Raw genomic sequence first — 17,234 nt, forward strand, 5'->3', positions numbered from 1 at the left:
ATTGCAATAAACATAATGTCACCCTTTGAATCATGGAAAAGCATATGAAGACTCGTTCTTTGAAGTTTATGCGCGAACAATTGTTAGGGGAATCTGTTTTTTTCTTATCATGGATAGTAATAACTTGTTAGAATGTCCACTGCTCGAGGGGACAGCCCCCTGATGGAAAGTGGGCGGCTTTCCAGCCAAGTGGTACCAAGCGCCCGAGTGTGATTAGACTATGAGCCGAAGAGTTGTCGTAACCGGAATTGGCGCTGTTACGCCGATTGGTACTGGACGAGAAGACCTGTGGAAAGCGATGCTGCGAGGAGACAGCGGCGTCGGTTACATCACCCAGTTCGACGCAGAAGCAGTCGGCCTGACGGTCAAGATCGCCGCGGAAGTCAAAGGTTTCAACATCCAGGATTTCTACACCGATGCTCGCCAGGTCGGCTCGATGTTGAAAGAGATGGACAGAGTAACGCTGTTCAGCATGGCAGCTGCCAAGCTCGCCCTTGCCGATGCAAACTTGAATATCCGTGAGACGGATGCAGAACGGGTCGGTACATTCATTGGAACAGGAGTCGGTGGCATCATTACGACCACTGAAGACCATATCAAACTGATGCAAGGCGGGCCAAAGAAGATTGGCATTCGTTCAATCATCAAATTGATGCCCAATGCTCCTTCCGGCCAGGTTGCCATCGCCCACGGTGCCAAAGGTCGAGCCAAGAGCGACGCTACTGCTTGCGCAAGTGGCTTAGACTCACTGTTCGACGCCTTCATGTATATCAGAGACAATCGCGCCGATGTAATGATTTCAGGTGGCAGCGAGGCCTGCTTGAACTCCTTCACTGTCGCCTCCTTCAACAACATGATGGCTTTGTCCCGCCGCAATGACGCGCCAAAAGAAGCAAGCCGCCCATTTTCAGTCGACCGGGACGGTTTCGTAATCGGCGAAGGTTCAGTGATTTTGATTCTCGAAGAACTGGAACACGCGCTGCGTCGCAACGCCACAATCTACGCCGAGATAGTGGGTGGGGGTGCAACCTGTGATGCGTCACACATAGTAGCACCAGAAGAGACAGGAGACGGAGCCGCACGTGCCATACGCGAGGCCCTGCGTGATGCACAGCTGTCACCGACAGACATCGATTACATCAATGCTCACGGCACATCGACCTTGCTCAACGATGAGCGCGAAACGATGGCAATCAAATCAGTGTTCAAAGAACATGCTTACAAACTGGCAATCTCGAGCACGAAATCAATGGTCGGTCACCTGCTCGGCGGAGCCGGTGCAATCGGCGCGGCTGCCACAGCCCTCTCGTTGCATCACCAGCAATTGCATCCGACCATTAACCTGCACAATCCCGACCCGAAATGCGACCTGGATTTCATTCCCAACGTCTGTCGTGAAGCCAAGGTTGATTACGCGCTAACCGAAGCGCTGGGCTTTGGCGGACACAACACAGTGCTGGCGATGAAACGTTTCGTCGCTTGATCGACGACGATTGAACCGGCTCCACTTTCGCAGTAGATTGACGACCAGTCGCTAGACTTTGGCGAGGTTGTCGTCACCTTTCGTTGGTTGAGTATTCAGTGCAACAACTGCATTTGGATCGTTGGGATCTACTGCATTTGGATCATTTGCATTCTGGCTGAGATTTTGTGCCAGATTGATCGCCCCCGCCTGATTGGTTGGAGCTGCGGCGCTGCCGGATCCGTCAATTCCAAGCTCTTCGTCCTTTTCGAGCTTGCTCAAATCTTGATTGCCCTTGCCGCCTTCACTTGCTGCGACGCGATGACTACCGATTTGACTCCAGTCAACCGTAGTCCACGATTTAGACGCACCAGCTGCGCCACCAACAACACCCGGTCTGCCAGCCTTAGATGTGAATTGATTGGGGCTGTTCAGAAGCATTGCCTGATTGGAAATTTCCATAACGCGCGGAATCGGAAAGCGCACTTGAGCAATCTTAGTCAAATCTTGCTCAGGAGTTGCGGCAATGCCACGGGCACGCGGAGTAATCTGAACCGAAGGTCTGGCTTCTTCAGCTACTACCGGTGGTGCACCGGGACCACGGTTGAAGCCCCACGGATTGCCGCCGTGCTGCTGCTTCCACCACCAGCTGGCGCCTGCAGTTGGGAAACTTCCGGCAGGAATATTGTTTGTCTCGTCAGCATGCAAGAACTTGGGAGTTCCGTAGACCTGCATTGCCGGAGACATCTTCACGTCTTGAGCATCATTCTTGAAGACGACTTGCTGCGAAGCGCGTACATAATTATCTCCAGTAGCTGAATCTGCGGCCTTCGGTGCGGCAGAAGCGTTATTTGCATTAGCAGGGTTCGCGGCATTAGTACTGCTGCTTGCTGCTGCCGTCTGATTCGTTCCTTGTGTTTGAGCCGCTCCAGAAGCACCTTTCACTTCAGTTGGTTTGACTTCAGCTTCTTTCTTCGACTGCTCATTATTGCGGGTTTGTTCATCCTTACCTGCTTGTTCAGCTTTTCGTGCTTGAGCCTCGGCTTGCGCACTGAGCACATTGTCGCGAGCCATAGCAGCGATTTTGTTCAAGTTGTATGCGGCCACGCCATCGAGTGTCAAAATGCCACCGGTAGCCATAGCGATGTCAGCCAGGGTCTTCTTGAAGATCGGCTCGTTGACAGGCAATCCAAAGAGTTTGCCAGACTCGAACAGTTTTGTTTTAACAGTGTCTTCCAGATCGGTAAGCTTACGCTGGTTGCTCCAGAACTGTGCACGCTCGCTGATCAAGCCACTTACAGGTCCGTCACCCAGCTTCTCGATCGACTTGCCACTCAAGATAATGCGATCCGCAGCCGCGGTAGCAGTGGCTGCATCGGCACTCTGTGCCAGCTTGAGCAGCTCGCGACCAGGCGCTCTTGCCACTTCCGGATGAGCGAGAATGTTGGCGATAGCGTCAACACCGCTGATTTGCTGCTCCAGTTTGAGAAGGTGCGGTGCCACCACCGAGTCGCCAGGGACTATAGCCTTCATAACAGCTACATCGTGTTGAAGCTGTTCCAGACGAAGAGCTTGAACACGCGAACCCAGACTGCCTTCTTGCAGTGAACCAAGTTGCTGTTGAATTTTTGCGCCCTGGTACTCGACTAAATCAATTGAGCTGGTTCTGGCGGCTACAGTCGAGCGATCGAGATCAGCAAGAGCCTGACGCACTTGAGCACCGGCAGACGTGCCCATCTCGCGCTCTACGGTGGCAATATCTTTAGCACGCAGAGAAAGTTGCTCGGTGCGATTCAAAACGTTAGCCGCACCAGATTCAGTGGCAGCGACACGAATGTTCTCCAGAGAGATACGCGCTGCATCTGTAGTAGCTTTGGCCTCGAGTGCGGAGACCTGGCGCACAACAGACTGTGACTGTTCGCTCACGTGAGCGACAGATCTGTCGACTGTCGCCATACGTTCGAACGTACCTGCTTCGTTCTCCAAACGAGCCACGCTGGTGCGCAACCCAGCCACTCTAGCCTCACCGACTTCGGCTTCGACCAGACGCAGATTCTTATTCATCTGGGCCAGTTGCTCGGTTCGTTCGCTGGCGGTGGCAGCTTTGAACGTGCTGGCACTGGTCTGCAATTCAGACAGAGCAGCTTCTGATTTGAGCGGAGCAGTCGATGTAGCCTTGAGCAACGTCGCTTCTCTAGCGACATCATCGGCATGATAAGCGACTCTGGAAGAGACATTTTCGAATTGAGTGAGGCGCTCAGCTGCCTCAACATGCGGAGCCATAGACTCGACAGTCTTACTGATCTGAGTCGACCGGGCTGGGAATTCGGTTGCCACCTCAGTGGCCGATTTCTGCACAGCCGCATATGCTTCCGCCTTCTCAGTGGCGGTTGTTGCTTGCTTCATGCGAGCCGTCGCCGACTCCAATTCGCGAACTGATGCCGGCACTCGTCCTTCGACAGCCACATCCTGAGCCAGTGTTCTGGTTTGAGCACTGAGCGAGCTGATTCTTTCGTCCACCTGCGCGACAGCACTTTCGATTCTCTGCGCACGAGCAGCGGTCTCGACCGGGGCGCCGAGAGATTCGACTGTTCGTGCAACCTGTGCACCTTCAGGAGAAAGTTCTTTAACCGCGCCGGCAGCCTTCTCCATTTTGGCGTAGGCTTCTGCCCGCTCAACTGCATTTGTAGCTTGATTGAATTCTCTAGTTGCCGTACTGAGCTCGCGAACAGCAGGGTTTTCGGCAAACTTCGTCGAGAGCCGAGCCGTCTCCTGGGTGAGCTGGCTGGAGCGTTCGGCTATCTGAGTTGCCACCAGTTCAGTTTGTTCGACTTTCGCTGCCGTCTGAACCGGAGCGCGCAGCCCCTCAACGGTGGTCCGTAAACTTGCACCGGCCTCTGGAATTTCATTGGCCACTCTCGCTGAAGCTCTCTCGACAGCACCAAGAGCCTGAGCTCTTTCTGTCGCGGTCGCCGCTTCATTGAATTGTCTTGTTGCGGAGGTTAGCTCCTGCACAGAACTCTTCGCGCCATATTTTGCAGCCAGTTCTGTGGCTTGTTCAGTTAAAGCAGATGACCGTTCAGTAATTTGAGCAGCCGCGACTTCAGCCACTTCGCTTCTTGCCGCAGCCTGTACAGGGGCTCTCAGTGATTCGACTGTAGTACGCAGCGATGCAGCTGTTTCAGCCGGCACTTCGCTCATTACTTTCGCAGAAGCTTTCTCGACTGCAGCCAGCGCTTGTGCTCTTTCAGTTGCACTTCCGGCCTGCGCCAGTTGCTTGCTGGCAAGATCAAGCTCTCGCACTGCCGGTGAGGCCGAAGACGAAGTCAGCTCGGCTACCTGTTTTGTCAAAGCAGCTGAACGATCTGCAATCTGGGTTGCCACCACTTCCATCGTTTCAGACTTAGCAACGAGCTGCACCGGTGCCTTAAGTGCTTCAACAGTGGTGCGCAAAGCAGCGCTTGATTCGGCAGGTAAGTCGGCGACAACCCTGGCGGTGGCGCGTTCTACAGCACCGAGAGCCTGTGCCTTTTCAGCAGCAGTTCCAGCTTGGGTCAACTGTTTGGTAGCCAGATCCAGCTCTCGCACCGAAGCCCGTTCACCAAACTTGGCGGTCAATTCTGCAGTCTGAGAAGTGAGAGTGGAGGAATGCTCAGCGATTTGCGCCGTCGCGGTGCGCAACTGCGAGACGCGCTCAACTGCGGCCGTCTGGGTTTGCAAATTAGTCAGTGTGTTGCGCAAGGCAGATGTTTCGACACCCTGCTGCTCGAGCACGCTCAAAGTTTTGTTCAACTGACCGAGACTTTCAACACGCTCGGCGCCGGTGCCGGCGGCTTTGAACTTTGTCAGTCCAGTTTCGAGATCGGTCAAGGCCGCTTCAGAACGTGAACCTAGATTACCGGTTGTGCGCAACACACTTGTCTGCTCAGCGAACTGATTGACGTGCGGGGTCAACTGTTCAATGGCCTGCACAGAATGCTCAGTTCGAGCCACTTGAGGCACAACCGAGTCAGCCACCCGTCCGGCATTAGCCTCTACTCCTGTGAGTCGGCTGCCTGCCGCCGTGGCGTCGCCCGTCAAATTGGCGAGCTTGCCGGCATCGTTTGTTACGGTCGTCAACTTTCCAGCATCGCCTGCGGCAGTCGTCAACTTTCCAGCATCGCCTGCGGCAGTCGTCAACTTTCCGGCATCGCCTGCGGCGGTCGTGAATTTTCCAGCGTCACCAGCGACGGTCGTCAATTTTCCAGCATCGCCAGTCAGATTTGCGACGCGCCCCGCATCACCCGTCAAATCAGCAGCGACTCGAGCCGTAGTCAGATCACCTGCAACTGCGCCTCTGCCAAAGGTCGGAATGCTCTGAACAGTGCCACTCAATGTCGTTTCAAGTTCAGTCGCGCCCGATGGTCTAAAGCGCTCGAGGAACTTACTGACCACACCGGCACCCTGTTCGGTGCTCTGCAGCCCGAGGAACCGATTTGGCATGGACATTTCGCCAAGACCTAAACTCGAGGCAGTCTCTCCGCCACGAACGAGGAACTTGGTAGCGCCCTCTGTAGCGGGCAGTACCTTCTCGCCAAAGCTTCCCGTTTTGACGAGTCCTGCCGCAGCCTGGTCCATAACCGTACCGGAGCGAGTCAGCAATCCGGCTTCTGTTGTCAGAGCAGCGCCATCTCCAGCCAATGCTGTGCCTCTGGTCAAGGCAGTAGCATCACCCATCAGGGACGAAGTTCTGCCTAGAGCGGTCGCATCGCCCATCAGGGACGAAGTTCTGCCTAAAGCGGTCGCATCGCCCAAAACAGTTGAACCGCGTAAACCGGTCACCGTCGTCTCCAGGGCACGCATGGTGGTTCCGGTCTCGCCGAGAGTGTTAAGCCCCTTCGTGACGACCGAAGCTTCGCGCAAGTCGCCAGCGATATTTCCGGCTTTAGCAGCGCCACTGCCGCCGACAAAAAGCGAACCGATAATGAATGTAGCCTGTCCGGCCATATCGGCCCTGGTTTTTAAATCGCCCGAGTTCCACTGCTGTGAAAGCTGACCGGGAATAGCAAGCAAAGCATCAGGATTGTTATAAGCAAGAGAGACTGTCTGACTGACGCCATGAATCAGCTTGCCCGCTGCCGGCACCCAGCCCATTCCCTCTGCGGTCGTGCCACTGCCACCGGCAGCAATATTTTTCTTGAGCAGTACGTTATCGACGCCGAAGATCGAATCGGCCATGCCGTAGGCTTGTTTGCCGACACCTTGAACGAAACCAGTTCCCATTCCGAGGAGACTGTTATCTGGAGTTGTGGCTGGCTTGGCAGGAGCCGTTGCATGCTCGTTGGGCGCCAGACTGGCTAAATTAAGGTTGCTTCCCAGGGCTGGATTGGCAGGAGCGGGCGTGGATTCTTTCGGATCCAGCTTGCCTAGTGAGAAATTGTTCCAGCTACTTGTCATACAAAAAACGTGAAAACCAATAGGGCTCGCAGTCTATGAACTTTCATCCGGGGTTTGTCGGTTAGTTTTCCACCTTCCTGACATCTCGTCTGTATCCGAATACCTGACACTTTTGACACTCAAGTGGTAACTTTTAACCCAGAATAATCCTTAAAACCCCCGTAGACATGGGGAAACTACGCAGTTAAACGGACGTGACACCCTGTTTCCGAACATTATTAATGTGAAAAATTTCGTTCAATTACATAGATTCCCTTTTCAGGGGCTTTTTTAAACCTTTTCAAACTTGTCAAGAGGCAATACTAATCTGAATTTGGAGCATTTCCGCATGATCCTCAGACGCATAAAAGAGAATATCGACGCCATTTTCGACCAGGATCCGGCAGCAAGATCCAGGCTGGAAGTGGTTCTCTGCTATCCAGGGTTTCACGCCGTCACCCTTCACCAGCTCTCGCATATGCTGTGGACTCATGAGTTCTACACTCTGGCTCGTTGCGTTTCACACTTCAGCCGCGTCACAACAGGCATCGAAATCCATCCGGGGGCAACTTTAGGCCGTCGCGTTTTTATCGACCACGGCATGGGAGTTGTGATTGGAGAGACCACAATCATTGGCGACGACTGCACCATCTACCAGGGCGTCACCCTGGGAGCTGGTGCCGCAGCCCGCATGGGCTCAACCACGCGGGGCACAAAGCGCCACCCGACACTGGGAAACGGTGTAGTGGTGGGCAGTGGCGCCGAGATTCAAGGAGACATCATGGTCGGCGACAACGTTCGCATCGCCTCGGGCTCCATTTTGCTTAAGGACGTTCCGGACAACTCGGTCGTTGTCGGCGTGCCAGGGCGGGTAATTTATCGGGACGGACAAAAAGTCAAAGATGAAGTGCCCGATATCGAAGCTGAAGCCATCAAAAGCCTGAAAGACCGAATTCGCAAACTGGAGAAGCAACTGCAATCAGTCATGACCTGCATGGAATCTTTGCAACTTTCGTCACCGGTCCCACCTGTAAACGAAGAAGAAGAAAGCCCCACTTCGCCCACTTCTACCGATCCAGTCGACGTTTTCTTGCACGGCGCTGGAATTTAGAGGCTCCGAACTTGAAATCAAGTGACAAATCAGGTTGCGAATCTGGGTAATATATTCCTGACGGTGTTGGCGCAGATTAACTCAGTGCAAAAACATCTGGATGTAGCCCACCTATTTTTCGGAGAAAGGAAACTCAATGGCTGAAAGCGAGCTAGAAAAGGCATTTGCTACGCTTGCCGAAGCGCTTACTCTGACCGAATCTGAAATCACAGAAGAAGTCAATGTGATTCAGCAGCAAATTCAGGAATTAAAAGAGCGCATCGTCCAACTCAATAGTAAGCAGCAAACTCTATCGCACGACAAAGAATCGATATCAGAGATGTTTAATCGATACTGTGCCACTGATGCCGGTGCTACGCCGTCCGATTTTTGAGCCTCCAGATTTTTACCACCCCTTCTCAGAAGAATGCCGCTTATTGACCGGTTTGTCTAAGTTACGGAACCCGCGTAACTCGGCATAACAAGGTGCTATAGTGGAACCTGACGATACAACTACTCGCGCTTTCAACGAAGTCGGGGAATGATCAAGTAAAAGATGCCAGCCTCTTGCCCGTATTGTGGTGCCACTCTTAATTTCGGACTCAAATTTTGCGTAGTGTGCGGCAGACACACTTCGGCTAACGAAATGAGCAAAATGGGCGGCGGTTTAAAGAGCGGCATCAAGCAGGCGGACATGACTCGCCGGCTGGACGATAATCTTTCCGCAAACAACTTCAACAGCTCGCGCAAACCGACGCGCTTCCGCAAGCACGTTAAAAGCATGTCGGAACATGCGATTTATATTTTCATCGGAGTGGCGCTCTTTTTCTGTGCCGTTCGATTCACCGTTCAGACATGGTTTCCCCATAAGATTCACACGGTCCTGGCGCCCATTCTCGGCAAAAATGCAAATGTAGTAGAACAGACTCTTACAGGCAGCCCGGCTGATGAGTTGGAAGATCCTGACGCGCCTACTGACGAAGATAAGGACGCAGCTGCAGCAAAAGCCAAGGCAGAAGCCGACGCCAAAGCCAAAGCGAAAGCCGCGAACGCAAAAGCCGCTTCAAAGAAACATCGGAAGAGACACAGGCACTAGCTCGTTAGCCTTTTCCTGGCTATCCAGACGCATCCACCTTATGTAGTGGGACGCTCGTCGTCGCGAGCCAGGCGAACCATACCCATCTCTACCAACAGTTTGAATTCCTCTGCACTCCAGGACTTTTTTACTTTCGGCGAGTGATAGAGGCTGGCGCGAATTTGCTTGCCTCCGGCACCAGTCACTTCGTAGAAGTATTCCTTCTCGTAATAAGGTGGTGCCTTAACGAGCAGCAGTTGGCCTTTTTTCAAATCATCTAACACGGCTTGCGAAGCTACTGATGAACAAGCTGACGACCGATTTCCACTTTAGAATCGACGCTACTGCCTTGATAGACTTGATAAGACTTCGCATCACGCATCAACTTCTCGACCGGATACTCTTTCGAATATCCATAGCCGCCATAGACCTGGACCGCGTCAGTAGTGATTCTCATCGCCATGTCCAGAGCAAACGACCGCGCCACTGCAGCCGACACCAGGCCGGTTTGCTCGGCACCGGCAATAGCGCAAGCCTGATAAATCAGAAGTCTGGCCGCTTCAATATCTTTGGCCATATCGGCAATCATGAAACCTACAGCCTGATGCTGGGCGATCGGCACGCCGAATGTCTTTCGCTCCTTTGAATATTGAATGGCATTTTTCATTGCACTACAGGCGATACCAAGCGAACCGGAAGCAAGCAAACAAGCGGCTTGATCTTGCAAGAGCTTGAGCATCTGTTGATCGGCTTGAAAAATATCGTCAGAAGCGATTTGAACATTGTTCAGCCTTATCGACGTGAGCGGCAAAGCTTTTCTGCCGACCGAGAAAGCAGTGGCACCACATTCAACACCAGCGCTTTTTTTTGAAACAACGAAGAATTGGCGAGGAGATCCGCCTGGGGAAACCACGAACCAGTCTGCATTGACACCATTTGCCACGACCGCTTCACCGCTCAGGACTTTTCCGTCTTTGAGTTTGAGAGAGTCGTTTTTCTTCTCGGTCGAGGCAAACAAATTAACATCAACACCGGCGAAGATTGGTGACTCGGTCAGAGGTTGCAAAAGCTTTTTCTTGTGAGCATCTGTACCCAACGCAAGCACAATCATCTGCGCCAGAGTGTTAGCCTCGACAACCCCATAAATGCCACTGCATCCGGCAGCCAGCTCCTCTGCGATGACACAAGATTCCAAAAGAGATAAACCAAGCCCACCAAATTGATCCGGAATCAACGTTGTCGCCAGTCCCAGTTCCCACAACTGCTTCAACAGTGCTTCGGGAGCCTTTGCCTGCTGATCGCATTCATATGCTTTTGGCGCCAGTTCGTTTTCAGCAAACTCGCGCGCCAGCTTCTGAAATTCTTGCTGCTCTTCAGTCAATGCTAAGTCCGGCATAATCTTTCCTCCGCGCCTGGGCGCGTTACATTCTGCATATATTCCATACAACAGTTTATTTGAGATCCACGCAGAACAAGCCAACTCCAGACGGTCCGAACCGTCTAAAAAGAAGTTCATCTCAAAAGCGCAAAACCAGTCAGGTTCCACTTGACCGGAGGTTGCAGGGTAGTCATGATATGCACAACCCGCTCAATTGACGAGCAGTGGCATCGCGACGTTCGATTTTCAGGCACAAAAACATGGCTGTTCTGGTAGCTCCTTCCATATTGTCCGCAGACTTCGCCAGGCTTGGCGAAGAGATCAAGCGAGTAGAGAGCGCAGGCGCCGACTGGATACACGTTGACGTCATGGACGGGCAATTTGTACCGAACCTGACAATAGGACCACCTGTGGTGCGAGCAATTCGCAAGCAGACCAGTTTGCCGCTCGATGTTCATCTGATGATAGTCGAGCCCGATCGATATCTGGAAGATTTCGCCGAAGCAGGCTCCGACTACATTACAGTGCACGTCGAAGCATGCGTACATTTGCAAAGAACGCTCTCTCACATACGCAAGCTCGGCAAAAAAGCTGGTGTTTCCTTAAACCCCGGCACGTCGCCTGAGACGATAAGATATGTTCTGGATGACCTCGATCTGGTTCTGATAATGTCTGTAAATCCTGGTTTCGGAGGGCAGAAATTCATCGAAGCAGTGGTGCCTAAAATCAAAACAGTAAAATCGATGCTCGAGAACGCCGGTCATCCTGAAGTGCGTATCTCCGTCGATGGTGGCATCAATCCGACCACGGGGCGCGTAGTCGTAGATGCTGGTGCAGACGTGCTAGTAGCCGGCAATGCAATTTACGGCGCCAGCGATATCAATAAGGCGGTCGCCGATTTGCATATAACGCCGACACCAGCCGGCAGTGTGAAATAATTCGAGCAGACGTAAGGAAAGGGAGCTACAAATGCGAAGCGACATCCTGAAGATCCAGACTCTCACCATAGTTGCACTTGCTGCAGCGGGATCACTTTTGCAGCCCGCGCTTGCAAGAGATATCGACTTTGCGCAAGACACCACCCCCATCGTTCACGCAGAACAGGCTCCTGTTTCGTCAGATCAGATCCTGGATATCAGCACATCCAGTTCAAGCGCCCTGCGCATGGAAGGCGAACAATTGATTCGCGTCAATAAACTGGACAAAGCGATCTCGGTTCTCGCCAGGTCGGTCGAGATGTCGCCCGAAGACATGGACGGTCGCATCTTGTACGCCGAAGCGATGGAAAAGAAGTTAGCGCACCAGACGCCTAAAGACCCTCAATTGCACAATCTTGCAGTGCGCCAGTGGCTGTATATAGCCAAGAAAGGCCAGTATATGGACCAGAAAGTACAGGGCATGAAGCACCTGAGCAATATCTGCGGTACTAAACCGCGCATGCTGGAGACAGAAGATCGTTTCCTGGCGCGTGTTCTAATGCCTGAAGAGAATCAACAAGTGGCAAACGGCAAGACAGCGCCGGGCGCCGAGAACTACTAAGCAACGAAATCGAGTTTCTCTTATTTGCTCTCTGCTTCAACAGACGAAGGTCTTGCCGTTTTCGCTTTGATCCACTGAAACAAGTGCAGAACCATGCGGATGCTGCCGAAAATTATAGACAGGATGCCCACAGTCATCCAGGTGAAAGGCGAATGCTGCTCGGCCAGGTGCTTCCGCACGATAATCATGTCGTTAGTGAAATTCGTATCTGGAATGTAAAAGGCAACCAGTAGAAGAAATCCGATGATAGTGTTGAGAACGCCGAAGACAACCCAGGGCCATCCTGGTTTCCAGGCATACAGCAAGGGGAAAAATCCGACCAGAAGCATCCCATCAGGTACCCAACCAAGTGGAGAACGTGCTGGTATTACAAACGCAAGAGCAAAACCTAAAATCCATAATACGGTAGAGGCAATTGCTGCAATTTTGGCGCCGCCGGTTTTCTTCTTCTCTTTTACAGTAGTTTCAGCCATTCTCCGCCGCCACCTCAGCCAGGAACTTCACTATCTGCACAAATTCTTCGGGCACATCACGGGCGGTATCAAGACTATCGGCGATAGATTTAGCGAAAGCTATTTTATCGAAGTCACCAAGTTTTCGTTCTTTCCATAACTTGTTTAAAACGGCTTTGCGACTGCCTCTACCGGTAATCTCATCAGGCGCAACCGGGCGAACTAAACCATGAAATGATTCCAGATATTTATTCAAGTGACGAGCGAAGGTGGCCGTGTCAAAAGTATCTTCGATCTCACCTGACCTGAGAACGAAAAGCCTGTCGCAATCTCGAACTGCATCACTGATAAGAGACGCCTGCTCTTCTGCATCTCTGTCCAGAATACAGACAATCGGCAAAGCGACGAGATCACGCAAAAATAGATACCGTTTCGCCACTTGTTTGGCACCGCCAGCGGAGACAATCATAAATGCCTGGCTCTGGAAATCAACTCCCATGACCTTTGCGAAACGAGGCAATAGTACCTCCTCAGTTGGTCCTTCCACTATGACAATCGTTCGCGGCATAAAGCCACCAGGCAAATCAGACCTGAAGACTTGCAGAAGTCTGAGGAATCCAGCATGCACTGAAGCGAAAAACTTAGCATCGAATTTGGCTTCAGCGATGAATTTCTCGTCAATCTGCTTCAGCGCCGCAAGCAGAAAGGCTGCCAGCATACTGCCGCTCCATGGTCCATCACCTTTCAGATAAGACCAATCAGGCGTCGCCACGAAGCAATGATTAAGCCAGTGAATTTGACCTGGTGATAAATTTGCATCTTGAAACCAAGTCTCAAGCCCCCGCCGGAATTGCGAGGAATGTCCCTGACTCGGCTCGGAAGCACCGCTTTCGATAGCCCAACTGGCAAAAGCAATCTCTTCGAAACAACCAATCTCCTCGAGAGCCAACAGAACGCTGAGAAGCCTGGAAGAATCTGGAGTTGGACGCCCCCCGTAAATAGCGTCAAAAAGCTCGTCTTGCTTATCCTGTTTGGCATTATTCAGGTCTCTCTCTCTGGCAACTGAATACTTCAGCTGCCTGGCCATAAACTTCTTCAAGCGAGTGCAGCGACTTGATGGTTCGTCGAATAAAAGATACTTCTGCAACATCGACCAGAAGTCTTCTGCCGAGAGCGGAGGAAACGCACTCAGGTCCGAGTTGTATTTGTCACCAACAATTTTCAAATGTGTACTCTCGACCAAATCCGTAAAAGCAAGCGCACGCTTTAGTTCTGTGCCCACTAGATCCTAGCATCACATCCTTAATGACAATTTTTCGTGATATCCCCTTTCCTATTGTCATCTCTTTAGTTACGCTAGAGATTCGTCCATAAATTTTTCGTGCGGGCTTTAGGTATGGTTGCACTTCAAGAGCTTGAAGATATTTGCGTGCAGGATGGTCAGGATTCCGTGATCACATCCGGCTCGACGTGGGCAGCCATCTGGCACATGTCCTGGCCTTCGCTCGTGCAGATGATCACAATTGCTGCAGCCAGCTTCGTCGATGTCTGGGTAGCCGGCAAGTTAGGCAGCGACGTGCAAGCCGCTATCGGTGTCGGTGGGCAGGTCTGGTTCTTCATGATCATGCTGGCCGTGGCACTGTGCGCAGGCGCAACTGCGATCGTCAGCCGTTACTGGGGTGCGAAAGACATGGAAGGCGCCATCGAGGCAGCCAGACAGTCACTCGTATTCGGACTGCTTTTCGGCATAAGCTCCGCAACGGTCGGCTTCCTGCTCGCCAAGCCGTTCTTTCACCTGCTTGGCTCTTCACCCAAGGTGGAGGATCTGGGCTGGCAATACATGAAGTGGGATATCTGGTCACAGATTCCGTTCACGATGTTGTGGATCACAAACTCCATATTCAGAGCTAAAGGCAACGCGAAGACGCCTATGGCTATATGGATTTTGATGGTATCGCTCGTCATCGCGCTCGACTTCACGTTCTGCCTTGGACCGTTCCACTTCGGCATCGCCGGGTTCGGAATGGCCTGGCTTCTGGCTGGAACAATCGGAACGGCAGTGGCGCTGTACATTCTGAGCAAATCCGACATCGGAGATTGTTTGAATCCAAAGCTCATCTTGCACACTGGTTTCAACAAAGAGTGGATTGTGCGACTGATGAAGATAGGCATCCCAGCCTGTATCCAGGACATCGCATGGGTCGGAGGAAACTTCGTTCTCTTCCTCATCTTTGCCCAGACCAAAGACCCGACCTCGTGCCAGGCGGCATGGGCTATCGGTCTGAGACTGGAAGAGATGGTAGCGGGTCTGCCCATACATGCATTGAGCATGGCCATCGCCACCATTGTCGGACAGAATCTCGGAGCAAAACAGCCAGACAGAGCTGAGAAAGCAGGATGGCAGGTGGCAGCTGTGGGCAGCGCCTTCAACTTGTTATGCGGAGTGTTGATGTTCTGCTTTGCAGAGCAGATCGCCCGGGTAATGAGTGCAGACGAAACTGTCGTACAGCACACAGCGTCATACCTGCGTATCATCGGCATCTGCGAACCATTCGTGGCAGCATGGATTACCTTGTTCGGTGCAATGCAAGGAGCCGGTTACACGAACTGGCCGATGTGGGTGAGCTGCTTCTTCCTGACCGCCGTAAGACTGCCGCTGGCGTATTACCTGACGGTGACACTGCAGTGGGGACCAAGCGGTACGTGGACAGCGATGTCATCCACAGCCATGGTGATTGGTTTGATCGCTATCTGGCGCTTCAAAACAGGCATCTGGAAGAACCAGAAGGTCTGATCACCGATCAAAGCTCGGACAAATTTGTTCGAGCTTTGAACTTTTTCGATGATTTCTTCGTAGTAACTAATGTCAGAGCAAGGGCGGAAGAGACAACGTTTCAGCCTTTGCGGCTTTAGCTATTAACGCTTACAGAGGTGAATCATGGCAAGAAAACAGAGCCTGCTGGAAAAGTTCGACTATGGTGTGCCGAAAATTCGGCTGTGCCTGGTCAACGAACACAAAATTGCGCGCGAGCCCTATCCGATCCAATCGCCACTGGACGCCAGCAGGCTCTTGAAGCCGCTCAGACAGGCAAGTGAAGAATACTTCCTCAGCCTGCATCTAAACGCAAGAAACGAGGTGATAGGCATTCATGAGGTATCTCACGGTACACTTTCATCCAGCCTTGTGCATCCACGAGAAGTCTTCAAAGCCGCACTGATGGCTAACAGCTACGCAATCATCGTTTGCCACAATCATCCCAGTGGCTCGACGATTACTCCCAGCAAAGAAGACATTGACACAACAAAACAACTTCTCAATGCCGGCAAATTGATGGGCATTGCAGTCATCGATCATTTGATTGTCAGCCCTCTCCAATCAGATGATGTTTACAGCTTGCGCGAAAACATGCCGCATCTCTGGCAAAAATAAAACTGTTACAGACTGAAGATTTCGAGTGACAAAGTTAACTGCAGACAGGCTGATCGTTAAGAGCCGGTCAGATTGGAGGGAAACCTTCATTACAAAGCGAAATTGCAACAGCACTTTCATTTAAAATTTAGTGGCTATCCAAGGGGTTTGACAATGGTCAAGAGACGCGAATCGGTGCCGGTCAAAGTAGGCAATGCCGTCATTGGCGGAGGCGCGCCAGTGCTTGTGCAATCAATGACGAATACACCGACCGAAGACTACAAGGCAACAGCACAACAGATCAAAGAACTTGCTCAGGCCGGTTCAGAAATTGTGCGCATCACCGTCAACACTCGCGATGCGGCGGCAGCTGTGCCAAAAATTGTTTCTGAACTGGAGAAACAATCGCTAGATATACCTATCGTCGGCGACTTTCATTACAACGGTCATCTGCTTCTAACTGACTTTCCCGATTGCGCCAGACTGCTGGCAAAATACCGAATCAATCCGGGCAACGTCGGCTGGGGCGAAAAGCACGACGAGAACTTCCAACGCATGATCGATGCCGCCTTAAAGTGGAATAAGCCCGTGCGTATCGGAGTCAACTGGGGCTCGCTAGATCAAGACTTGCTCGCCAAAATGATGGACGAAAATGCTCAGGCTCCTGAGCCGGTCGATTCGCACGAAGTGCTGATTCGAGCCATTGTAGAAAGTGCCATTCAGTCAGCAAAAATGGCAGAAAAACTGGGACTGAGCCGAGACAAAATTATCTTGAGCGCCAAAGTTTCTGAAGTCCCAGACATGATAGAAGTCTACAGGCGACTGGCAGCGAGATGCGACCATGCTCTGCACCTGGGTCTGACGGAAGCGGGTATGGGCATGAAGGGCACTGTAGCGTCGACTGCAGCACTGGCAGTACTTCTGATGGATGGAATCGGCGACACTATCCGCGTCAGCCTCACGCCGCGCCCGGGGGCAAGCCGCACCGAAGAAGTAGAAATTTGCCAGCAGATTTTGCAATCAATCGGGCTTCGCTCTTTCACGGCGCAAGTGACAGCCTGTCCTGGTTGTGGGCGAACAACAAGCACCCTCTTTCAGGAAATGGCACAAGACATTCAGAAGTATCTCGTTGAGAAAAGACCCACCTGGCAAAAACTCTACCCCGGTTCAGAAGAGCTCAAAGTGGCTGTAATGGGTTGTATTGTTAACGGACCTGGTGAGTCTAAACACGCTAACATCGGCATTTCACTGCCGGGCACAGGCGAAGATCCCAAAGCACCTGTTTTCGTCGATGGTCAACATGTCACCACACTTAGTGGCGCGACAATCGTGCCTGAATTTATTAAGATGCTCGACTCATATGTGCAAAATAAATTCGGGCTGACCGCACCCGTGAAATAAGATCACCACAGTA

The 17,234-nt window shown here is 52.1% G+C and carries 14 protein-coding genes; 9 read left to right on the top strand and 5 right to left on the bottom strand.

The annotated features are described in order from the left end of the window. Positions 1-220 precede the first annotated feature (220 nt). Positions 221-1,483, top strand: a complete 1,263-nt coding sequence (gene fabF / locus EKK48_07530) for a beta-ketoacyl-[acyl-carrier-protein] synthase II (protein RTL44127.1) — start codon at positions 221-223, stop codon at positions 1,481-1,483. A 51-nt stretch (positions 1,484-1,534) separates the two neighbouring features. Here the strand turns inward: fabF and EKK48_07535 are convergent, their stop codons facing one another. Next, positions 1,535-6,898, bottom strand: a complete 5,364-nt coding sequence (locus EKK48_07535; GenBank protein ID RTL44128.1) for a hypothetical protein — start codon at positions 6,896-6,898, stop codon at positions 1,535-1,537. Between the two features lie 328 nt (positions 6,899-7,226). Between EKK48_07535 and cysE the strand changes: the two genes are divergently transcribed. The 3 genes from cysE to EKK48_07550 all read left to right on the top strand — a co-directional run bounded on the left by cysE (position 7,227) and on the right by EKK48_07550 (position 9,063). Next, the gene (gene cysE / locus EKK48_07540) at positions 7,227-7,988 is read left to right on the top strand and encodes a serine O-acetyltransferase (GenBank protein RTL44129.1); all 762 of its coding nucleotides are present in this window, start codon (positions 7,227-7,229) and stop codon (positions 7,986-7,988) included. A gap of 136 nt (positions 7,989-8,124) precedes the next feature. After that, the gene (locus EKK48_07545) at positions 8,125-8,361 is read left to right on the top strand and encodes a hypothetical protein (protein RTL44130.1); all 237 of its coding nucleotides are present in this window, start codon (positions 8,125-8,127) and stop codon (positions 8,359-8,361) included. Positions 8,362-8,613: 252 nt separating this feature from the next. Beyond that, a complete protein-coding gene (locus EKK48_07550; protein ID RTL44131.1) occupies positions 8,614-9,063 on the top strand; it encodes a hypothetical protein in 450 nt (149 codons plus the stop codon). A gap of 38 nt (positions 9,064-9,101) precedes the next feature. Here EKK48_07550 and EKK48_07555 read toward each other — a convergent pair whose 3' ends face one another. Together EKK48_07555 and EKK48_07560 are read right to left on the bottom strand one after the other, a co-directional pair. Further along, positions 9,102-9,314: a hypothetical protein gene (locus EKK48_07555; GenBank protein RTL44132.1), complete on the bottom strand. Its 213-nt coding sequence runs from the start codon at positions 9,312-9,314 to the stop codon at positions 9,102-9,104. Positions 9,315-9,337: 23 nt separating this feature from the next. Beyond that, a complete protein-coding gene (locus EKK48_07560; protein RTL44133.1) occupies positions 9,338-10,558 on the bottom strand; it encodes an acyl-CoA dehydrogenase in 1,221 nt (406 codons plus the stop codon). 122 nt (positions 10,559-10,680) lie between these two features. On the opposite strand from EKK48_07560, the gene EKK48_07565 reads away from it, so the two are divergent. Together EKK48_07565 and EKK48_07570 are read left to right on the top strand one after the other, a co-directional pair. Then, on the top strand, positions 10,681-11,358 hold the full coding sequence (locus tag EKK48_07565; protein RTL44134.1) for a ribulose-phosphate 3-epimerase: 678 nt from the start codon (positions 10,681-10,683) through the stop codon (positions 11,356-11,358). 31 nt (positions 11,359-11,389) lie between these two features. Then, positions 11,390-11,959: a hypothetical protein gene (locus EKK48_07570; GenBank protein ID RTL44135.1), complete on the top strand. Its 570-nt coding sequence runs from the start codon at positions 11,390-11,392 to the stop codon at positions 11,957-11,959. A 20-nt stretch (positions 11,960-11,979) separates the two neighbouring features. Here the strand turns inward: EKK48_07570 and EKK48_07575 are convergent, their stop codons facing one another. Next, complete coding sequence (locus EKK48_07575) at positions 11,980-12,432, bottom strand: hypothetical protein (GenBank protein RTL44136.1); 453 nt, start codon at positions 12,430-12,432, stop codon at positions 11,980-11,982. Then, complete coding sequence (locus EKK48_07580; protein ID RTL44137.1) at positions 12,425-13,693, bottom strand: hypothetical protein; 1,269 nt, start codon at positions 13,691-13,693, stop codon at positions 12,425-12,427. Before EKK48_07580 ends, EKK48_07575 begins: the two co-directional genes overlap by 8 nt. A gap of 114 nt (positions 13,694-13,807) precedes the next feature. Between EKK48_07580 and EKK48_07585 the strand changes: the two genes are divergently transcribed. The 3 genes from EKK48_07585 (at position 13,808) to EKK48_07595 (ending at position 17,221) form a co-directional block, all read left to right on the top strand. After that, complete coding sequence (locus EKK48_07585; protein ID RTL44138.1) at positions 13,808-15,205, top strand: MATE family efflux transporter; 1,398 nt, start codon at positions 13,808-13,810, stop codon at positions 15,203-15,205. Between the two features lie 144 nt (positions 15,206-15,349). Further along, positions 15,350-15,841, top strand: coding sequence for a DNA repair protein RadC (locus EKK48_07590; protein RTL44139.1), 492 nt, complete (start codon positions 15,350-15,352; stop codon positions 15,839-15,841). Positions 15,842-15,994: 153 nt separating this feature from the next. Then, positions 15,995-17,221, top strand: a complete 1,227-nt coding sequence (locus EKK48_07595; protein ID RTL44140.1) for a flavodoxin-dependent (E)-4-hydroxy-3-methylbut-2-enyl-diphosphate synthase — start codon at positions 15,995-15,997, stop codon at positions 17,219-17,221. The last annotated feature ends 13 nt before the right edge of the window (positions 17,222-17,234 follow it).

Source organism: Candidatus Melainabacteria bacterium (assembly GCA_003963305.1).
Lineage (GTDB): Bacteria > Cyanobacteriota > Vampirovibrionia > Obscuribacterales > Obscuribacteraceae > PALSA-1081.

Bases quoted from the DNA above. Each gene is read 5' to 3' on its own strand.
- EKK48_07550 (RTL44131.1), top strand. From the start codon at position 8,614: ATGAGCAAAATGGGCGGCGGTTTAAAGAGCGGCATCAAGCAGGCGGAC.
- EKK48_07565 (RTL44134.1), top strand. From the start codon at position 10,681: ATGGCTGTTCTGGTAGCTCCTTCCATATTGTCCGCAGACTTCGCCAGG.
- EKK48_07545 (RTL44130.1), top strand. From the start codon at position 8,125: ATGGCTGAAAGCGAGCTAGAAAAGGCATTTGCTACGCTTGCCGAAGCG.
- EKK48_07575 (RTL44136.1), bottom strand. From the start codon at position 12,432: ATGGCTGAAACTACTGTAAAAGAGAAGAAGAAAACCGGCGGCGCCAAA.
- EKK48_07570 (RTL44135.1), top strand. From the start codon at position 11,390: ATGCGAAGCGACATCCTGAAGATCCAGACTCTCACCATAGTTGCACTT.
- EKK48_07585 (RTL44138.1), top strand. From the start codon at position 13,808: ATGGTTGCACTTCAAGAGCTTGAAGATATTTGCGTGCAGGATGGTCAG.
- cysE (RTL44129.1), top strand. From the start codon at position 7,227: ATGATCCTCAGACGCATAAAAGAGAATATCGACGCCATTTTCGACCAG.
- EKK48_07560 (RTL44133.1), bottom strand. From the start codon at position 10,558: ATGAACTTCTTTTTAGACGGTTCGGACCGTCTGGAGTTGGCTTGTTCT.
- EKK48_07595 (RTL44140.1), top strand. From the start codon at position 15,995: ATGGTCAAGAGACGCGAATCGGTGCCGGTCAAAGTAGGCAATGCCGTC.
- EKK48_07590 (RTL44139.1), top strand. From the start codon at position 15,350: ATGGCAAGAAAACAGAGCCTGCTGGAAAAGTTCGACTATGGTGTGCCG.
- fabF (RTL44127.1), top strand. From the start codon at position 221: ATGAGCCGAAGAGTTGTCGTAACCGGAATTGGCGCTGTTACGCCGATT.
- EKK48_07535 (RTL44128.1), bottom strand. From the start codon at position 6,898: ATGACAAGTAGCTGGAACAATTTCTCACTAGGCAAGCTGGATCCGAAA.